Origin of the sequence: Marinobacter sp. (assembly GCF_048266785.1) — a bacterium.
Lineage (GTDB): Bacteria > Pseudomonadota > Gammaproteobacteria > Pseudomonadales > Oleiphilaceae > Marinobacter.
In genome coordinates, this window is the sequence record NZ_JBLWYX010000035.1 from 1 (window position 1) to 17,033 (window position 17,033).

The 17,033-nt window shown below is 53.7% G+C and carries 22 protein-coding genes and 1 other RNA gene; 13 read left to right on the top strand and 10 right to left on the bottom strand.

Features of this window, described 5'->3' with window-relative positions; genetic code table 11:
* Positions 1–333: 333 nt before the first annotated feature.
* The 7 genes from ACN0V1_RS20980 to ACN0V1_RS21010 form a co-directional block, all read right to left on the bottom strand.
* Complete coding sequence (locus tag ACN0V1_RS20980; protein ID WP_417546803.1) at positions 334–1,230, bottom strand: site-specific integrase; 897 nt, start codon at positions 1,228–1,230, stop codon at positions 334–336.
* Positions 1,231–1,303: 73 nt separating this feature from the next.
* Positions 1,304–1,561, bottom strand: a complete 258-nt coding sequence (locus tag ACN0V1_RS20985) for a hypothetical protein (RefSeq protein ID WP_417546804.1) — start codon at positions 1,559–1,561, stop codon at positions 1,304–1,306.
* A gap of 1 nt (position 1,562) precedes the next feature.
* Positions 1,563–2,822 (bottom strand): tyrosine-type recombinase/integrase, encoded by a 1,260-nt coding sequence (locus ACN0V1_RS20990; RefSeq protein WP_335599156.1) that lies wholly within the window; start codon positions 2,820–2,822, stop codon positions 1,563–1,565.
* Positions 2,823–3,145: 323 nt separating this feature from the next.
* Entirely contained in the window at positions 3,146–5,479 is a 2,334-nt protein-coding gene (locus tag ACN0V1_RS20995; RefSeq protein ID WP_417546805.1) for a site-specific integrase, read from the bottom strand.
* Positions 5,480–5,749: 270 nt separating this feature from the next.
* Complete coding sequence (locus ACN0V1_RS21000; RefSeq protein ID WP_417546806.1) at positions 5,750–6,283, bottom strand: hypothetical protein; 534 nt, start codon at positions 6,281–6,283, stop codon at positions 5,750–5,752.
* The gene (locus ACN0V1_RS21005) at positions 6,262–7,551 is read right to left on the bottom strand and encodes an AAA family ATPase (protein WP_417546807.1); all 1,290 of its coding nucleotides are present in this window, start codon (positions 7,549–7,551) and stop codon (positions 6,262–6,264) included. Before ACN0V1_RS21005 ends, ACN0V1_RS21000 begins: the two co-directional genes overlap by 22 nt.
* Positions 7,552–7,770: 219 nt before the next feature.
* On the bottom strand, positions 7,771–8,001 hold the full coding sequence (locus ACN0V1_RS21010) for a DNA-binding protein (protein WP_417546808.1): 231 nt from the start codon (positions 7,999–8,001) through the stop codon (positions 7,771–7,773).
* A gap of 171 nt (positions 8,002–8,172) precedes the next feature.
* Between ACN0V1_RS21010 and ACN0V1_RS21015 the strand changes: the two genes are divergently transcribed.
* The 13 genes from ACN0V1_RS21015 to ACN0V1_RS21075 all read left to right on the top strand — a co-directional run bounded on the left by ACN0V1_RS21015 (position 8,173) and on the right by ACN0V1_RS21075 (position 15,612).
* The gene (locus ACN0V1_RS21015; protein ID WP_417546809.1) at positions 8,173–8,376 is read left to right on the top strand and encodes a DNA-binding protein; all 204 of its coding nucleotides are present in this window, start codon (positions 8,173–8,175) and stop codon (positions 8,374–8,376) included.
* Between the two features lie 3 nt (positions 8,377–8,379).
* Positions 8,380–8,595: a hypothetical protein gene (locus ACN0V1_RS21020; protein ID WP_417546810.1), complete on the top strand. Its 216-nt coding sequence runs from the start codon at positions 8,380–8,382 to the stop codon at positions 8,593–8,595.
* Positions 8,592–8,795: a hypothetical protein gene (locus ACN0V1_RS21025; RefSeq protein WP_417546811.1), complete on the top strand. Its 204-nt coding sequence runs from the start codon at positions 8,592–8,594 to the stop codon at positions 8,793–8,795. Before ACN0V1_RS21020 ends, ACN0V1_RS21025 begins: the two co-directional genes overlap by 4 nt.
* A complete protein-coding gene (locus ACN0V1_RS21030) occupies positions 8,792–9,004 on the top strand; it encodes a hypothetical protein (RefSeq protein ID WP_417546812.1) in 213 nt (70 codons plus the stop codon). The genes ACN0V1_RS21025 and ACN0V1_RS21030 overlap by 4 nt, the downstream gene beginning before the upstream one ends.
* Entirely contained in the window at positions 9,001–9,303 is a 303-nt protein-coding gene (locus ACN0V1_RS21035; RefSeq protein WP_417546813.1) for a hypothetical protein, read from the top strand. The genes ACN0V1_RS21030 and ACN0V1_RS21035 overlap by 4 nt, the downstream gene beginning before the upstream one ends.
* A gap of 135 nt (positions 9,304–9,438) precedes the next feature.
* A complete protein-coding gene (locus tag ACN0V1_RS21040; protein ID WP_417546814.1) occupies positions 9,439–9,777 on the top strand; it encodes a hypothetical protein in 339 nt (112 codons plus the stop codon).
* A gap of 24 nt (positions 9,778–9,801) precedes the next feature.
* Positions 9,802–10,032: a hypothetical protein gene (locus ACN0V1_RS21045; RefSeq protein ID WP_417546815.1), complete on the top strand. Its 231-nt coding sequence runs from the start codon at positions 9,802–9,804 to the stop codon at positions 10,030–10,032.
* A gap of 25 nt (positions 10,033–10,057) precedes the next feature.
* Positions 10,058–10,300: a hypothetical protein gene (locus tag ACN0V1_RS21050; protein ID WP_417546816.1), complete on the top strand. Its 243-nt coding sequence runs from the start codon at positions 10,058–10,060 to the stop codon at positions 10,298–10,300.
* A gap of 125 nt (positions 10,301–10,425) precedes the next feature.
* On the top strand, positions 10,426–11,685 hold the full coding sequence (locus tag ACN0V1_RS21055) for an attachment protein (RefSeq protein WP_417546817.1): 1,260 nt from the start codon (positions 10,426–10,428) through the stop codon (positions 11,683–11,685).
* Positions 11,685–12,035, top strand: coding sequence for a DUF2523 family protein (locus ACN0V1_RS21060; RefSeq protein ID WP_417546818.1), 351 nt, complete (start codon positions 11,685–11,687; stop codon positions 12,033–12,035). Before ACN0V1_RS21055 ends, ACN0V1_RS21060 begins: the two co-directional genes overlap by 1 nt.
* A gap of 2 nt (positions 12,036–12,037) precedes the next feature.
* Positions 12,038–13,273 carry a zonular occludens toxin domain-containing protein gene (locus ACN0V1_RS21065; protein WP_417546819.1) on the top strand — a complete coding sequence of 412 codons (1,236 nt, stop codon included), beginning with the start codon at positions 12,038–12,040 and terminating at the stop codon, positions 13,271–13,273.
* 66 nt (positions 13,274–13,339) lie between these two features.
* Positions 13,340–14,626, top strand: coding sequence for a hypothetical protein (locus ACN0V1_RS21070; RefSeq protein ID WP_417546820.1), 1,287 nt, complete (start codon positions 13,340–13,342; stop codon positions 14,624–14,626).
* Complete coding sequence (locus ACN0V1_RS21075; RefSeq protein WP_417546821.1) at positions 14,626–15,612, top strand: tyrosine-type recombinase/integrase; 987 nt, start codon at positions 14,626–14,628, stop codon at positions 15,610–15,612. Before ACN0V1_RS21070 ends, ACN0V1_RS21075 begins: the two co-directional genes overlap by 1 nt.
* On the opposite strand, the gene ACN0V1_RS21080 is transcribed toward ACN0V1_RS21075, so the two are convergent.
* The 3 genes from ACN0V1_RS21080 to ssrA all read right to left on the bottom strand — a co-directional run.
* Entirely contained in the window at positions 15,601–15,984 is a 384-nt protein-coding gene (locus ACN0V1_RS21080) for an HNH endonuclease (protein ID WP_417546822.1), read from the bottom strand. The two genes, ACN0V1_RS21075 and ACN0V1_RS21080, sit on opposite strands and share 12 nt — an antisense overlap.
* A gap of 198 nt (positions 15,985–16,182) precedes the next feature.
* Complete coding sequence (locus ACN0V1_RS21085) at positions 16,183–16,818, bottom strand: competence protein CoiA family protein (RefSeq protein ID WP_417546823.1); 636 nt, start codon at positions 16,816–16,818, stop codon at positions 16,183–16,185.
* 97 nt (positions 16,819–16,915) lie between these two features.
* Positions 16,916–17,033, bottom strand: a transfer-messenger RNA (tmRNA) gene (gene ssrA, locus ACN0V1_RS21090); the annotation flags it as partial.

Sequence of the window (17,033 nt, forward strand, 5' to 3'; positions counted from 1 at the left end):
TACATTTAATGCATGCATGTAATGCATGCATGGCCTAATCGAGCGTGGGATGGTCTACAAAAACGATGAGTTTAAAACAGAGCCGAATCGGCAGAAAGCGATGGTTAATTACTGCTTTGTAATGCGAAGAACATTGAATCGCCCCTGTTTTTGTAGTCACCAGATGACCGCTTTTGGCCGATAGCGGACAGACGCAGACGCGTTGCTTGGTGCTGCTTTTTCTCCGTTTTGGGAGTCCGTATCCGAAGCATGTCGCTTGGGTGCTTAACGTGCGCTGGCGCCGAGTCCTTGGCGCCGTGTAGATTTTTGTTAAACAGTGCGACGCTTAGTCTGTCAGTGCGTTTTTTTGGGGCTTGCGCCCTTAGCCGCAGGTTCTGCCGAATACCACGCTGGTTTACTTTTCCTGCTGACTCTAACTTTCGAGAGGTCTGCATTGGGTGCTGCCTTCGGTAAGGAGAAACGGCGCTTGGTGGCGGTGCGCCTGTCTCCATAGCGCTCAATTGAGCGCGTAGACTGATGTCCCATGATGTAAGCCATGAGCTTGGGGGAGATGCCAGAGGCTTTGAGATTTGAGCCCATCTGGTGACGCAGGCTTTTTAGCGTGGGCTGGACTTTGCGTCTAGGCCAGATCTGTCTGCATTGTTCTCGCAGGGTATCTCTGATGGCTGCAAGGCTGCGATGCGATTTCTGATATAGGCCTACCGCGGCAGCTGCAATCTCAAAGTCCGTTTGGTACGGGAACTTTATGACTCGGTCGGCGCCCCTGATGCCTCGGTCGTCCTTTTTTGCGCCGGTAATATGGAACTCTTTGCCCACTACCCGAATTGAGTGCATCTCGCTGGGCCGGACGCCGAGTAGCCAAGCTAGAGTGACGGCAGCAAAAACGTCGTAGTGCCGTGTGTTTTCGAGGTGACGCAGAAGTGCGAGAACATCATCCTCACTAATGGCTTTGACTGCGTGGCGCTTCGCTTTAGGGGGGATGGTGCTGTCAGCTAAGGTGGTTGGATTGGTTGTTAGTAGGATCCGCTTGGCTGCTTTTAGGTAGCCACGTTCACGAACGTCGAATGCCAGTGCATTTTTCAGCACTCGGAAGTAGTCGGGTCTATAGTCTGCTGCACACGCAGTCAGTGCTTTGCATATCGCGCTTGTTGAGAGTGGTGTGTCTGGCAGTCTCGTTTTGTAGAAGTGTCTTGCAAGCTTTCGGTAGCGCTCTTCAGTGCTTTTTAGCATGTTGCCATCCTTATAATTATTATTGTTTTTTTGATGTCAAAAGCAGCCGCTTCGCGAAGGGGCGCTTGTTTTTTCACTCCTGGTCGGAGCGAAAAACCATGTCGGCATGGTGTTGGCTGGGCCTCACCTCACCGTTGTTCGTGATGCCCTCGCCAATCCCATGCCGCCACTGCGCCCCCATACCCGAAGCGCGGGTATGGTGTGTGCGCACGTACCCATGCGCATGAGCACGTCCCGCGGGTACGTGCTCCGGCAGCGAGCTGCCCGATTGGTTTGACATCAAAATCGGTAGCCGTCCTGCGGACGAAGCAAGGCGAGATGTGGAGTGCATGTCAGGTCGCCTTTGGACGTCGCCCGCGCGGGCGTCGCCCTTTCTGGGCTTGCATGAGCAGCTTGTAGTTTTCCCATTTCACATGTGACAGCTGGGCGCCATATTTGAGACCTTGCTCGATGGCCTCCTGCAACACCTGGCTGTAGGGCTTGTCGAGGTAGTGTTTCTGTGTAACCTCGCAGGTGTTGCGTCGATGCCCCAGCAAATGCGCGATGGTGCTCTCGGAGACGCCTGAGGCTTGGAGTCGCTGAGCAAAGCTCCGGCGACAGCTTTTAAAATTGAGTGCACCGTCGCTGGCGCGTGCACAGCGAGAGCCGATGTAGCCTTTTCCTGTTGCGTGGCCGCAGAAGAAGCGACTGGCCATTCTGGAATACAGGTGTTCTCTGGTGAATGTTAACTCCGCAAATAGCTGAGCATCGTTGCCTGACGCAGCTCTGCGTTCCTCAACAAACGCCATAAACCCCATATCGACAAGTGCTGAGCAGATAGGAATCTCCCGGCGAGACTGTTCATTCTTCAGGCTCTTGTTGTACCCGTTGTCATTCACGCTCATGACGTTGATGCCATGTCCATCGCGCCGAATGTCATGAACCCGAAGTTGGCACAGTTCGTTCAGGCGGGCGCCGGTAAACAGGCCAAGTGGCAGTAGCCAGAATCGATAGGCATGGGCGTCTCGGACGAGTTTGCGCGCCTGCTCCTTGTCGTTAAGTGAATAAGGCCAGCCTTGGAGTAGAGAGCTGATCTCATCGGTGCTGAATGGCCTGGTGTTGTCAGCCTTTTTGGTCGCTGGATTGCTCAGCTTTAGCGGTGTGCTGATGAAGCTGTCATTCAGAGCTTCGACCATGACGCGGTTAAACAGCTGGTAGTAGGTCTGGATGTTTTCACCCTGACTTTTTGAACGCTTCTGCCGTGCCAGTGCTTTCGGAAGCTCACGCTTAATCCGCGGAATGTCATGTGGGGACAGGTCAGCCATAACGCGCTTTGGATTGCTGTCGCTGACGACCTTCTTCAGCTTGGCCATGCGCGAGGTCAGCATATTTCGGCCTTTTACTGAATAGCCGTTGGCGTCGATGAAGCGTTGGCATACTTCGTCGAAGTAGTCGTGAATACTTGGCGAGTTATCCAGCTGCAGGAGCAACTCCGTGATTGGTAAAAGTTGCTTCAGCAAGATCGGGCGAAATTTCTCGTACTTGCTGTCGTACTGAAGGTGAAATCCCTCAAGAATCGGAATCAGTTTTATTGTCGGAGTTAGTGCTGTCATCTGCGTCCTTATGTGTTTTGTATGCGCAAATGTTAGCAATATTGTTTTATAAGTAAATAGAAAAAATTAATTGATATCTTGTCAAGATTCAATTTTTCGCATATTTACTTTCCTCGGCTGTGTGTTCTTGACGCCTTGTCAATTCTTTATTTGGTCGCTTTTTATTAATGTTTGCGAGGGTTTTTGTCTTTGCGGTGGAGGATTTTTGTTCTTGTTATTTCTGCTTTATTGTTTTGTTGTGTAAATAAATTTCTGCGGAGAAAATTTTGCATTTGCACCCTGCCCAGATGCCGATTTTGGGTGGGCAGGGTGCTGTTCTGGGGTTACTTGGCTGGTCTGCCGATTTGTCGTCCGGCTTGCTTGGCTCGCAGTGATTGGTAGCGAGCATGAGAGATGTGATCGAGGTTGAGCTCAAAGTCGAGCCGATCGATCTCTTCCTTCAGTACGCGCAGAGGATAGATGTCGCCGTAACCGCCGGTGGTGCTGGTGTCGACATGGCCTACCAGCGCCTTGGCGATCAGAATGTCTAATCGCTGCATGCGGAACTGCTGGATGAAGGTGTGTCGGAGGCCGTGAAAGGTGGCTTTCTCTTGGGTGAGGTCGCATTGCTTGACATAGGATCTGAACCATTTGCTGGCGACATGGCTTACCGGTACTTGGGTGTACTGCCGGTGTGAGCTGAAGAGCGGTGCGTCAGGGCGGGTGTTGCCGTGTTTCTGGTCGTCAATGAAGTCCAGAAATCCCAATTTGATGAGCTGGTGGTGCAGTGGAACCTGACGTATCGATTGGGTGTTCTTGATTTGCTTGCCGTTGCTGTTGTCGATATTGATAAGCCAGATGCCGTTGCTACAGCGCACATCGCTCAGCTGCAGTTGGCAAAGCTCTCCCAGGCGTGCTCCGGTGTAGAGACCGAGCAGCGGTAGCCAGAACTTGTATTCATCCATTCGCCAAGAGGTCTGGCGTGTCGCTGTATACACCGGCCCGTTGATCAGTTTGAGAAGCATCTCGTGACTGTAGGTGCGCCTCGCTGGTGGGGCTGCATTGCGCGTTTTGAAGGTGAGGTTGGCGGTGATGTCATGTTCAATCCACTCCTGATCTTGCGCGTAGCGGATGAGTGATTTGGCGAGCTCAAAGTACACTTTGGCTATTCGTGGGTGGATGGCTGGCGCTGTCTTTTCAGTAACGAGTTGCCTGACTGATATTCGTTGCCGGGCGACAAGCTGATGAGCCTTGACAGGCAGAAAACGCAGTTGATCGCGCAGTGTCAGAAAGTCTGCGCGGCGCAGTGTTCTCAGGCGTCTGTGCGCACCAATGAGCTCGGTGACCACCTTTAGGCGGGCCTTTCGCTGAGGTGTTGTTTTTAGGTGTGTCCAGCTCCCTTCGTCCACTTGCGCCTGCTGGTAACGCTCTGCCAGTTCACCGAAGGTGATGCCGTCGAGTTGCTCTGCGTTGCTGTCGATAGCAGTGCCTTGAGTGTTGCTGACCAATGCTTCGAGCTGGCCGCGCTTTTCTTCTGGAAGTAGTGCTGCGAGTGCGGTTGCGAGTGCTTGCTTCGCTGGATCCACAGGTGCGGACTCGGTGTTGGTGAGAGGTCGAGCACTGGGTAAGCTGGGTAACGAGGATTGCTCAAGCATGCTGCCCATGAAGCCACGGGTCAGGGCTTCAATTTCCAGCCTTGCTTGCTCTAGTGCAGCCTCCGTTGATGTGCGGCGAAGGTGAGCTTGAAGTGTGCTTTCGACGGCAGAGGTCAGGCGCTCTTTCAGCAGGGTGGCCATGATCGCAGAGGTGGTCGGCAGGGTCAGCGAAAAACCTCTGCTAGCCAAGATCGGGTGTTTGTACTTCAGGGTGCATGACGCAAGCTCAAGGGTGTAGAGCCCGGATGCAAGCTGTTGGGTGGTAAATGCTGAATATCGGGGCTTGGGCCAGCTAAGTGAAGTGAGTGTGCTGTGGAGGCGATACGCGGCGAGCGAGCCGGGTAGGTCGGGCGGGATGTCGGCAAGGTGGGCGCCACAGTCAGGTCGGGCGTGGCAAAGGTACTCATGCAGTGCGAGTGCATTGAAGGTGGCGGGGTGTCGTAGCGTTTTGTCTGGAATGTGCTGCTCAAGCTGGGTGATGGCGGCGAATGCATAGATGGCGGCGTCTTGGGCTTTGTCGTGTTCTGATGTGCCCAGAGGCCAGTCGAGGCGTTGGAAGCGCAGATCCAGTGCGGACTGAAGAGCGTCGCTGGGTGCTATCGACAGAATCAGTTCGTCGCCCGGCATGGTGCTGTAGAGGGTAGTGTATTTTGCGCTTTCTTCGGTCAGTCGCTGTTTGGCGGCAGATAAGTCCTGCTTGCCGAGCTCAGCCGGACTAGGTAGAGCGCCCCAAGGATTGGCGGCGTTATCGAGGGTGCGCTTGAGCCAGGCTTTGGCTTGCTTGAGTCGCTCGCTTACCAGTTCGGGTGTCACCAGTGTGGCACCGGGTTTGATGACGAGCGAGAGTTCGGCGTCTAGCAGCTGTGCGAGGGTGCGGGCGACGGATGCGTCGCGACCGAGAGACCAGCGAACCTGAGCGGGCAAGCGAGGGTCGCTGCTCAGGTGTGCCGGTAGAGTGAGGTAGTACTGAAACACCCCGTTAGAAGAGGTGATAAGGTGTTGCTGCTTGCTTGAGTTGGACATGGTGGAGCGCCTTTTTTAAGTCCTAGATGGACTTTGTGCGATCTACCAAACCCTTCCTTCGCTGAAACCCGCGTTCTAGACGGGTTCCTTTTCAAATTGGTGGAGCCGGGGGGATTTGAACCCGTTGTAGCTGCCCTGCACTGTAACGCAATCTTCCGCTTTACCTTTCGAATCAAAGCGTTGGTCTAGCCATACTTTGCAGTTTCTCGCAATGCTTAGCTATATCTTCGACACTATATCGACACCTGCGGTGCATCCAAATTTTCGGAGCTAGAACGATTGATGCTCAAATTTGTCTGGCTCCATCGCTTTCAGTTTGCGATGTAGTGTCCAAATGTGCGTTGGCCACCGCTTCAATCGCTCTGTATAGCTAGCTTTAAGCTTCCTAGCGGTATCAATAGTCGTACAGTCAGTTAACCCAAGTCCTTGCCTAATGCTCGTTTTGTAATCGTTACACAGCTCTGGAAGTCTGGCGATTCCGTGTGTTTCGAAGTCGTCCATGTCTCCAGGAATAATTATAAATGGCACCTTTTCATGCCACGACGTCAGTACCATTTCTGTAAATTTCTCTGCAATGGATCGCTGTGCCTCATGACTTTTTATGTCAACTATATGGTTAGCAAGCTCGTATAGTACGCTGACGGGGCAGTATATGTCGTACTTGTTCCTAATTGCATCTTCGAGCAGCACTATTGCTTGATCGTGAAGTTGCTGATTGGAATCCATTGGAATTTTAAATAATTCTATTAAGAAGCTGGTGTCTAAGACTATTATTTTTGACATTACTTCAGCCCCTCCAGCCATTTGAGAGCTTTCTCTTTGCGGCGCTCTTCAAACTCTGGCTGCAGATGCTCCTCAAATACTGAGCGCGTTACCAAATCCCCTATTCCGGCACTCGACTCTAATAGGGTGTCTATCTTTGGTATGTCTAGCAGGCGTGCAAGTTTTGCGCTCTTCTCTAGTGCATCCCAGTAGCAGACTCGGACGTTTTCTAGCGTATCTTTCTCAAGAGAGTTCATTGTTGCCGGGTTGTGTGTTGTCAGCAATACATTAAGATTTCTTCTTTTTACTATCTCTTTTATAGCGTCCATTAATATTTCTGCTCGACTTGGATGGAGTCCGTTATCGAACTCTTCGATTACTACCCTTGAACCTTTTGTAATCGTTTCCAGTGCAGAAATGACCGCTATCACCCGCAGCGTTCCATCCGAAATGATTCGCGCATCAACGAACTTATCTTCAGAGTTTATTCCAAATAGCACGTCATGTTGGCGTGTCTCTGAAAAGTTGAAACTGGCGAAAGGCTCCTCTGGTACTTGTCGGATCACCTTAAGGATATTTTCTAGAGCTTCATTGTTCTCGCCCATACTTGTCAGGGAATACAGGACAGCCGAAATATTTGATCCGTCTTTCAATAGTGTATTTTGCCCTAGTCGGGCGTAATTTCTCATAAGCTTTGGATTTGGATCAAATACAAATGCGGATTGTAAGTGTTTTCTAACTCCATACGCGGCTTTGATCGCAGAAAGCTTTTTTGATTTGTCTCCGGCTGCTGAGTCAGAAACTATTTCTTCATAGCGAGATAGAAGAGAGCGATCTCCAAACATATTCTTGTGGGGTTTTTGTCCGCCTCTCGCAAAGTTGTCAAACTTCACGTCTAGTAGCCCGTCGTTCCTTTCTCCGCTGCAGGCTCCATGAAATATGGTTCTTCTACCTAGAGTTAGTTTTTCTTCCATAACCCTAGGGAAAGGGTTGCAGGTTATCGTTATGCTGTAGTTAAAGCTTTCTTGCTTCTTCAGGAAGCCGATATATGCTTTGAAACCAAGAGTGAATGAAGACTTCCCAAATCTTATGCAGTTGTGCAGCCCGCCTCGTAAGCCGTCGTTGTGCGAATAGTTGTTTCCATCGACTAGTTCGTAAAGGGGTTTGCCTTCTGCTAGTGCAGCCAGTAGCTCAACGCCCTCAATGAGATTGGACTTTCCTGCGCCGTTTTTTCCAATCAAAAGCGTTAGGCTTGTAAAAAGGTCAAGTTCTGCGTACGCAAAATTTTTGAAGTCTACGAAGTAATGCATCTTTTCCTCGAATCTATTAAGCGCAGATAAATATTTTTGTCATCTCAGAGGAATAGCTTGATTGCCCCGGTTTCCATCCCTGCGTTCCCATTCGATCTTCGATTTCTATAATTTTTAGCGTTGCATCTAGCTTCCATTTGTCCATGTATCCGCTCCTTCACTCTTCCTTGACCCTGTGAAACCGGGAAAACCAGCGCCTAGCAGCTTCTTTTGTGATCGCTATCCCGCGTTGTGACTGGGTAACTTTGAGTTGGCATCGTCGTAGTCTGGGCTAGTCTGTCCCACCTCGGGCATCACTTCGCCGGTCATCAGCCACCACCGGTACGCGGGAAAGAACGACCCGAGAATCTCTATTTCTTCTGCCCCAACACGTGCCCGTCCACGCTTGATGTTAGTCCAGCGCGTGTAGTCAGTATCCCCAGCCTTAGCAAGCTCTGTAGGGCCTGTCATGCCAATCAATAGCATTGCTCTATCGGTAATGCCTTTTCCCATTAAATAATTTCAACCTCTGCACTATGTACAAGTACATATTACCGGCATAGTATTGATCCTGTATCTTGTACATAGTACAGGTACTAAAGATTGCCCATTGCCAAACATAGTGGAACAAAGCGTATGGATATGGAAGGCGTAGGACCCGAAAACCTAATTGGCGCACCGCCAATCATGCCGTGGCCCAAGTTTGCCGACTGGATCGGCATGGGCGATGAACCCCGCGTGGTTGAGTCTTGGATTCAACGTGGCTACCTCCCGACCAAGAAAATTGGCAAGCGCCAGATGGTCAACGTCGCTTTGCTCGTCCGCCAGTTGCTGGAAGAGGAATAGGCCGTGACTCCCATTCAAGCTTTTCTCAATGAACTTGATGCTGTTTTTGCTCGTGTTGCCAAGGCTCCCGACCTCCAGCAACGCAATCTTTGTGCGCAGTACGTTGACGGCATGCTCTACGGGGCTTTGCTGGCAGGTTTGATCAGTTACGACCAATGGGAAGTGCTAAACAAGCGTTCACAGGAATATAAGGCCGCTGCTTTCGGAGTTGCGTCGTGAACAGCCTGCAGCGCTACAAGCCCAAGCATGAACCCGGCTGCGCCTGCGTCGTCTGCTGGACTGCTTCGTTCTGCGACCGCATGCACCAACGCAACGATGCACGGCAAAAGCGCTGCAATGAAATCCTCGCCAACCCGGAAGCGGCCCTGCAGCTAGTGCAGACCGACTTTCTGTCGTCACTGGACGAGGTCACCAGATGAAACCGCTGCAGCTCACCGACAGCTATGTCCTTTGCCAAGAGTGCGGCCACGTCGAGGAATACTCCGAGGCCCGCGCCAATCGGCAGGAACGCTGCTCGCGCTGCAACTCTGGTTTCTTCTGCGGTTGTCACTGCTGCGACGGTCTGGCCCGTATGAACCTGCAGCTGCGTATTCACGAACAGTTTGATCAGAAGGAAAACGACCAATGACCGTCCGTTTCCGTACTGCTCGTTATCTGGTGGCGTTGCTCTGGCACTGGTCGGTGCCGTTCATGCTGGGCGCTGTGACCGCTTCGATTGTGGCTGCTCAAGGCATCCTCTCAACCGTTGAACTGATTGATCAGTCTTTTGATGGCGCCCTACAGCGGACAGTCGCCAGTTGTTCAACCGCAGCGCCCGAGACGGCGGAAATTAGCGGAGCAACGCGGAGTCTGTTTCCGCTGGCTCGGGGGCCAACAAGCCCTCCGGGCGCGTTAGTCCTGGCATTACCACGTGATACCCGGCCCTAGGCCAACAACCTAAAACCACTGCATTCCGATAACAACACCTCGGGCGACTGCGCATATTTACGCCCGTGCGGGTTTGCTCGGCCTGCAGAAAGGCAAAACCGCGCAATCAAGCGCTTAACAAGTGAGGTAACACCAATGGCACGTTCAACTATGGAAGTCGCGTTTCTCGGCACTCAGAAAACTGAAATGGAAGGCGCTAAGTACGTGAAGGTCTTCTACGGCGACGAACCGGACGGCAAGACCGAACACGGCCTTTCGATCATCGGCATGGCGGTAGCGGATGACGTAGCCGACGAAGTATTCGCAGCCGGTGCCCAATTCGCCCCGCTGGAAACCGTCCGCATCACCTTCGACGTGGCCCGAGGCGGGCAGAACAAGGGCAAGAATCTGTGCCTGCATATCGAAGCCGTGAAGCCCAAGGCTGACAAGCCTGCGACCCCCGCCCAACCCCAGAACACACCGGCGAAAGCCTGAACCGCTAGTTGAAAGGGGTAGGCCATGGGACCGCAAGTTTACGTTCAGGTGTGTTCCACCTTTGACCAGTCCGGCCAATGCAGTCAGGCCGTCTGGCAACTGGCCTACCTCGCTTCGGACTCCACGGAGTTTGAGGCCTTCACCGCATTCGACCCCGAGGCATTTTGGTTCGGGTTCGGAACGACAGTGACCTGTTTCTTCGTTGGATTTGGCATCGGGTTGCTGGCGGCACTACTGCGCAAGATGCGTGGATAACTTAACCCTGTAAGAGGTACTACCCATGAAAGATATGAATGTTGTGCGTCGCTTCGGCGGCAAGTTCGGCACTGCTACTCGCAATGCCGCCATTGCTCTGACCGTTCCGGTCATGGCGTCCCCGGCCTTCGCGGCTCTGCCTGAAAGTGTGCAGACCGAAGTAGACACTGCCGTCGCTGACCTCCGCGATGGCGGTGGTCTGATCATCGGTGCCATTGCTGTGCTGGCCGGTCTGGCTCTGGTTATCGCCATCTTCCGTAAGGCGTAACCGTGCTCTGGTCATTGCTGCTGGGCGTCGTGTTGGCCTCGGCGTTCATCGCAGGCATCAAGGTTGGCCAGTATCAATGACTTCTAGGGGCCTTCGGGCCCCTTTCTTGTTTGGGTGGTGTGGTTATGCGTCAGGTTCTCGGGATCGTGCTTGGTGTTTTGCTCTCTGCGGTGCTGCTGCCCTCGATGGCGCAGGCGGAGGACGATTACTACTACTGGTATATCTCTGATAATGGTGGTTCTACCGGTTCTACGCCTAACGAAGCCTGTGCTGCTAGGTTTGCAGCACGCGGCTATGTCCTAGACTCAGTCAGTTTCGACTCAACCACCAGATTTAAGTGTGTTGGTAGTACTCCTCCCTCGTCCGGCAACGTCATTCGATATGTCTATCGTTATGGCAAATCCTGTCCTCCTGATACTACCTACAATTCTCAAACCGGCGGCTGTGAGGCTGGCTGTGCCGACACCGTAGGAACCCCGCTATTTGTTCGGGGCGACAATGCCATTGTGATCAACAGCAACGGGACCAACTACGTTGCCTCGCAAGCTCCTGCATCTATCTGCTCGATGGGCTGCAGCTTTGAGCCGGCCTCAAGCTTTGCGTCTAGCTGCTATCTCGTCTCCGGTTCCACTGATACCGGCTATTGCAACTACATCGTTGAAGGCACTGGCGACAGTTGCTCCGGCTCCAACCTGGTCCCCGGCGATACCTCTGGAGACCCGCTTAATCCGCCCCCTGAGCCTACCGATCCCAACGAACCCGCACCCGAACCAGACCCCTGTCATGGCGTCCCCGGCTATGAGTGGAACGGCACTACCTGCGTCAAGTCCGAAACCGGCGGCGGTGATGACGGCTCTGGAGACGGTGGTGACGGTTCTGGTGATGGTTCCGGCGATGGTGGCGGTGACGGATCGGGTGGCGGCTCTGGCGGTGGCTCGTCCGGTGGTGATGGATCGGGCGGCGATGGCTCTGGAGGCGACGGCGATGGCAGCGGCTCGGGTGACGGCAGTGGTTCAGGCGGCGGTGGCTCTAGTGGTGGCGGCTGTACTGGTGATGAGTGCGGTGGAGGCGAAGGCGGCGGCCTTAACCAGCCAGAGAAGGGCAATTTTGATGAGGCTATCGCCGAGTACGACCAAAAGATCACCGACACGCTTGCGGAGATTAAAGACCAGTCCGGTCAGTTCGGTTCCCTGATCGAGCAAAAACTGGCTATCCAGCTCAATTCAGGAAACGCCCTCTTGCCTTGTTTTGAAGCTGATATCGCTGGCCGGACGGTCGGTTTCTGCCTGTCTGATAACGCCGAGCAACTGGCCCTGCTGCGCAACATCATCCTGTTTCTTGCAACCGTGATTGCCCTTTTCATCATCTTCCGGGAGGACAAGTAATGGATTTCCCGTTCATCGGTGACATTTTGGAGTTCTTTCAGTCGGTCTGGGATTGGATCTACTCCGGCATATATGACTTTGTGAAAGAGGCGTTCGTCCTGGCCACCAAGGTCGCGATCTATAGCTACTATCAGGCGCTGCTTTTCGCCCTGCAGGTTGCCTACCAGACCTTTCAAGAGCTGGTGAGCGAGATTGGTATCGGTGACAAGGTTCAGCAGTACTACAACATGCTGGATGCTGACGTTCGCTCCGTGCTGTCGTTCTTCGGTATACCTGATGCCCTGATGATCATTTTCTCGGCCATCGGTACCCGTTGGACGCTTAAGTTCGTTCCGTTCGTGGGGCGCTGATCATGGCTATCAAAATCCACCACGGCCCGAATGGCTCCTACAAAACCTCCGGCGCAATTCAGGATGACTTAATTCCTGCTCTCAAGGCTGGACGCCACATCATCACCAACATTCGCGGCCTGACACGCGAACGGGTGTTTCAGGTGTTTCCTGACCTGCCGTCGAGCGTCGAGATCGAAAACCTCGATCTGGAAAACCTTGACGACCTCGAGAAGATGCGCACCTTCCCCCAATGGGCACCGCGGGGCGCGTTCATCATCTTCGATGAAACCCAGCTGATCTTTCTCAAGTCGTGGCGCGATACCGACTTGCGCAAGTTCGATTTCCCCGGTGGCCCGCAAGCTGCCAAGGAAGCCGACCGGCCGATCAACTGGCTCGATGGCTGGACCCGTCACCGGCATTGGAACTGGGACATCATTCTGACCACTCCGAACATCGGCTACATCCGCGAAGACATTCGTCTGACTGCCGAGAAAGCCTACTTGCATTCGAATCTGGCCGTCATCGGTATCAAGGGCCGCTACAAGGAATCACAGCACGCCGCCACCGAAAACAAGCCCGCCATGAAAGGCTCGATGGTCACCGTTAAGAAGATCAACAAGAGGACTTTTCAGCTCTATGAATCCACAGCAACCGGCACAGTCACCGACACCATCGCGGGCAAGAGCATTTTTCGAGACCCTAAAGTACTTCTGCTTCTCGGTTTGCCGGCCCTTTTTTTTGGGAATTTTTTACTTGGTGATGGATTCAGCTTTAGCCAGCGTAATGCTGATCCTGCGCCTGCTTCGCTGCCTGTGGCGGATGGTGTGGCCGATCATCCGACTCGTCATTCAATACCTGTTAATCCGCCTGGTCGTTCTGGTGCTGTTCCTGTATCTGGGCAGCAAGTTAATCAGCTGGCTGCTGTAGGCCATCCGTTCGAGGGGTATTTGATCCAGATTCGCGGGTCAGTCCTGGGTGAGCAAGATCCCTTCCGGCTGTACCTGTTCGATGTGATCGGCTCCACCGGTGAGCGCTTCCAGATCAACAGCCGACAGCTCCGACAGAGTGGCTATTCCCTTTCAGAAACGGCCGATTGTTCTGTGCGGCTTACCTTCGCCGATCAGTCCTTTTATGCCGTATGCGCCGGGGCTGCGCAGCGCGCCGCCGAGCGGCTCGTCTCGGAGCGTAGCGGCGCGCCTAGCAGCGAACCCGCGCGCGCCTATGTCCGCGTCATCGAGAACAGCGCGCCCCGCTGACGTCCCTGTAACACGTCAGATAAACAGTTCTAACTAACCTCAATATTACGCATTGGAGCTAATTTTATGGCCCGTCTGATTGACCAAAAGCGACTTAACAAACAGACCGCTGAGGATGATGTTAGAGGTCGTCTTTTCATTGATCCGACCACCTGCAAACTGACTGACCTGTCAGGTGTTCGGTTGCTTCGTTGTGGGGTGGATACTGTCCGCCAGCTTTACCGGGGCATGATCCGGCTGGGTGTTCTGGCCCTGTTTGAGAAACCCGGCACTATCGTTGAGTTTGCCGGTCAGCGTTGGCACACCGGACGGGTAGGGCGTGACTCCGGTTATCAGTTCAAGCTGCAGAATGCTGACCTTGGGTTCGTTCTGCTGATCAAGAATTTCAACGCCAAAGCCGACAGCATCGGCCCACACCTGAAAATCGAGGTGTCGCCCCACGCGATCGACAACCTGTCGCCCGATCGGCTTCAAGCTCGTATGGATTTCTACGCCTCCGAGATTCTGGAACACGTCGAGGTGAACCAGTGTGCTGTCCATCTGGCGCTAGACCTGCAGGGCTGGCAACCGCCTGCTGATCTGGTCGCACGTATGCACTGCCGTGCTCGGAATCATCGGGACGTGTCCGGCATTAACTCCATTGAATGGGCCATGAAGTCCAGCGTCTATGGTCGCGGCGAAACCTCCATGTTCGGTTCTGCCAACGGCGTGCAGCTGTGTATCTACAACAAGACCGAGCAGGCCAAGGCTACCGACAAGCTGGATTACTGGCAGTCGGTCTGGATGCGGTCGGATGATCCCTTTGATGCGGAGTGCCAGGACAACTACAACCCTGAACAGGATGTGTGGCGCATCGAGCTTCGCTACCACCACTCGGTAATCCAGCAGTTCGCCAGCGGCTCTACCCAGCTGAGCACCGGGGAGCTGATCGACACGCGCACCTTTGAGGCATTCTGTCCGCATCTGGACGGGCTGTGGCGCTATGGCCTGCAGCAATTCAAGCTGCTGACCCGACCGGGTTGCTATGACGCGTTCTGGACTCTTATTCGTGATGATGTGCGGGTGGAACTGCCGGTTGATTCCCTCTTGGACGATACTGCATACAAACGCTACTACAAGACGGCCAAGGGCTTCTCCGGCAAGAACGTGGAGTTGTTCTTGGGAAACTTCGTTAGCCTGCTGGCACGGGAGCGAGTGGGCGCGACCAAAGCGTTTGACCGTCTGAGGGAATGGGAATGTTGGCCTGTGATTCGTGACCACTACGCGGCTAAGGAAATGGGCGAACGGGATATTTACCGCCATATCCGCGACCTGCTGGAAGAGCGGCACGTTAGATGGGGCAGGGCGGTCTGATGGCGATCACCAAGCAACCTGATGGTCGTTGGAAAGCGGACGTTGAACCCATCAAGGGAAAGCGCTTCCGCAAGATATTCAAAACCAAGGCTGAGGCCCTGCGCTTTGAGGCTGCTTGCCGAGCCAAGCTAACCCAGCAACCAGACTGGTCACCTAAACCTGCTGATCGTCGTCGGCTGTCTGAATTGGTTGAAGCTTGGTATGACTTGCACGGCCATGGCCTGCGTGATGGTGTGCGACGTAAAAGCAAACTCTTGCTGCTATGCCAGCGCCTGCGCAATCCAGTCGCACGGCTACTGACTCCGGAATCCTATTCCAGTGATCGACGTGCTCGCATGGAACAGGGCACCTCGGCAAAGACGCTGAACAATGAGCTTGGTTACCTGCGGGCCGTTTTTAACGAACTGCGGGGCTTGGGTGTCATTGAGTATGAAAACCCGTTGGCACTGGTGAAGCCGCTGCGCCTGCAGGAACGCGAGTTGTCCTGGCTGACTGAGGATCAGATTGCCGAGCTGATGGAAGCGATCAGAGAAGGCTGCGATAACCCGCACGTTGAGCCGGTTGTGATGATCTGTCTGTCTACCGGGGCACGTTGGTCAGAGGCCGAGAAGTCTGGCCCGACTTCGGTCAGGAATGGTGTGATCACTTTCAGCGGCACGAAAAGCGGCAAGGTCAGAGCTGTTCCTATCTCTGCCGATCTGGAAACGTTCCTGCTCAAGCACTGGCGTCAGCATGGCCCGTTTACCTCCGCGATCACCTCATTCAGGCGAGCACTGGCGAGAACCACGATCAAACTACCGAAAGGGCAGGCCGCACACGTGTTGCGGCATACCTTCGCTAGTCACTTCATGCAGAACGGCGGGAATATCCTGACCCTGCAAAAGATCCTCGGACATTCCACCGTGGTCGTCACCATGCGCTATTCGCATCTTGCGCCAGAGCATCTGCAGTACGCTGTAAGGCTTGGGCCGAATCTACCCTGTTGAGTTTCTCAGTTTCGCTGGCCTGTCGCGACTCAGGTTGCAGTCCGGTGGCAAGCTCCACCATTTGCCCTTATTGACTCGCTTCTGAACGTGCTGCTGATACTCGCTCGGCGTGGGAGCTTTTGAGCGTTTCTGGTGCCTCAGCCTGTTGCACCTTATGCATGCCGCTACGATGTTCTCAGCTGTGTCAGGTCCGCCGTCCTTTCTCGCATGCAGGTGTTCTGCAGTGCATTGAAAGTGTCTGGCTTGCTTGACTGATATCTGGTGTTTTTGCGCGAACGATTCAGCAGAATCGGTCCACATTTCGAAGCCGCAGTAGCAGCAATAGCCTTTCTGCGATTGGAATGCCCTTGTGCGGGCTGACTTGATCGTCATGGTCGATAGACCCCTGTTTAGAAGATTTCTAAAGTGGAAGTCCGTCTACCCATAACGGGAATCGAGCGGCACCAGCGTGTCGTGATACTGGTGTTTCGCTGACCAAATAACGTGATGCAGCTCAGCTTGATAACCAAGACTGTGTTGGGAATTTAGCCTCGCTGCAGGTGCGTTGCAAGCCGCTAAAGCAAGGCTTTTTTACTCGCTAGCTTTCCTTGGAACTGGTAACGGCGCTGGATCTACTACGACATCGTTCCAGTATTCATCGTCGTGTGTGAGGCGATGCAGGCCAGCGGATAACCCTATTAGTGGAGTGCGCTCCTCTACATCCAGCCAGAACGAAGCCAGCTTCTTGCCCGGCCTAGTGCTACTAAATCGGCAGAACATCACGTACGTCATATCGGAGCGGCGAATCTGCTTAAATCGATTCTCGCTGAATTGGAGGCTTTTGATGCATTGGGAATTAAGGATGATCGATGGCGCGTAACCAGCCTCGCGAGCGCTTTGAATGAAAGAGGTTGCCTGCGCTAGGTCGTATTTGCTCATTAGCAAAACAGCCTTTTTTTGAGCGTTGTTCAGCGCGTCGCATTTCAGTACGGTCTCGTCTGGTTCTACTTCCCAGCCGTCTAACGAGTGGTAGTGGTTTAGCCACTTATAGTGCCAGCGGGAGGTGCCCGCTCGGTAATCACAGGATTTGCCTGGGCGATGGGCCCAGTGCCATTCGTAAACGTCACCCTGTTTGGCTACTAGAGGGTCATTGCACTTGGGGCAATAACCTTGCTCGTCTCGGGTAGAGGTAATACGTCTACCATCCTCGGCTCTCGCTAGGAACATGCCGTATCGCTCCTTTCCGTGGAACTACGTTTTCGACACTTCTTCGACACCCATAAAGAAAAACCCCCGAAAACTTCAACGTTTTCAGGGGTTTGTTTGGTGGAGCCGGGGGGATTTGAACCCCCGTCCGCCAGTCCGCCGCTATCGGTTCTACATGCTTAGCCATCTCTACTTAGTTAACTCCGCGCCGCCCGAGTGGCAGGGTGCTTGGAGCG

Excerpts from the sequence above, each read along its gene's own strand:
- ACN0V1_RS21015 (WP_417546809.1), top strand. The coding sequence starts at position 8,173 with ATGGAAGGCGTAGGACCCGAAAACCTAATTGGCGCACCGCCAATCATG.
- ACN0V1_RS21005 (WP_417546807.1), bottom strand. The coding sequence starts at position 7,551 with ATGCATTACTTCGTAGACTTCAAAAATTTTGCGTACGCAGAACTTGAC.
- ACN0V1_RS21085 (WP_417546823.1), bottom strand. The coding sequence starts at position 16,818 with ATGTTCCTAGCGAGAGCCGAGGATGGTAGACGTATTACCTCTACCCGA.
- ACN0V1_RS21040 (WP_417546814.1), top strand. The coding sequence starts at position 9,439 with ATGGCACGTTCAACTATGGAAGTCGCGTTTCTCGGCACTCAGAAAACT.
- ACN0V1_RS21055 (WP_417546817.1), top strand. The coding sequence starts at position 10,426 with ATGCGTCAGGTTCTCGGGATCGTGCTTGGTGTTTTGCTCTCTGCGGTG.
- ACN0V1_RS20980 (WP_417546803.1), bottom strand. The coding sequence starts at position 1,230 with ATGCTAAAAAGCACTGAAGAGCGCTACCGAAAGCTTGCAAGACACTTC.
- ACN0V1_RS21060 (WP_417546818.1), top strand. The coding sequence starts at position 11,685 with ATGGATTTCCCGTTCATCGGTGACATTTTGGAGTTCTTTCAGTCGGTC.
- ACN0V1_RS21065 (WP_417546819.1), top strand. The coding sequence starts at position 12,038 with ATGGCTATCAAAATCCACCACGGCCCGAATGGCTCCTACAAAACCTCC.
- ACN0V1_RS21050 (WP_417546816.1), top strand. The coding sequence starts at position 10,058 with ATGAAAGATATGAATGTTGTGCGTCGCTTCGGCGGCAAGTTCGGCACT.
- ACN0V1_RS20995 (WP_417546805.1), bottom strand. The coding sequence starts at position 5,479 with ATGTCCAACTCAAGCAAGCAGCAACACCTTATCACCTCTTCTAACGGG.
- ACN0V1_RS21080 (WP_417546822.1), bottom strand. The coding sequence starts at position 15,984 with ATGACGATCAAGTCAGCCCGCACAAGGGCATTCCAATCGCAGAAAGGC.
- ACN0V1_RS21035 (WP_417546813.1), top strand. The coding sequence starts at position 9,001 with ATGACCGTCCGTTTCCGTACTGCTCGTTATCTGGTGGCGTTGCTCTGG.
- ACN0V1_RS21070 (WP_417546820.1), top strand. The coding sequence starts at position 13,340 with ATGGCCCGTCTGATTGACCAAAAGCGACTTAACAAACAGACCGCTGAG.
- ACN0V1_RS21045 (WP_417546815.1), top strand. The coding sequence starts at position 9,802 with ATGGGACCGCAAGTTTACGTTCAGGTGTGTTCCACCTTTGACCAGTCC.
- ACN0V1_RS21030 (WP_417546812.1), top strand. The coding sequence starts at position 8,792 with ATGAAACCGCTGCAGCTCACCGACAGCTATGTCCTTTGCCAAGAGTGC.
- ACN0V1_RS20985 (WP_417546804.1), bottom strand. The coding sequence starts at position 1,561 with ATGCACTCCACATCTCGCCTTGCTTCGTCCGCAGGACGGCTACCGATT.
- ACN0V1_RS21000 (WP_417546806.1), bottom strand. The coding sequence starts at position 6,283 with ATGGCTGGAGGGGCTGAAGTAATGTCAAAAATAATAGTCTTAGACACC.
- ACN0V1_RS20990 (WP_335599156.1), bottom strand. The coding sequence starts at position 2,822 with ATGACAGCACTAACTCCGACAATAAAACTGATTCCGATTCTTGAGGGA.
- ACN0V1_RS21075 (WP_417546821.1), top strand. The coding sequence starts at position 14,626 with ATGGCGATCACCAAGCAACCTGATGGTCGTTGGAAAGCGGACGTTGAA.
- ACN0V1_RS21010 (WP_417546808.1), bottom strand. The coding sequence starts at position 8,001 with ATGACAGGCCCTACAGAGCTTGCTAAGGCTGGGGATACTGACTACACG.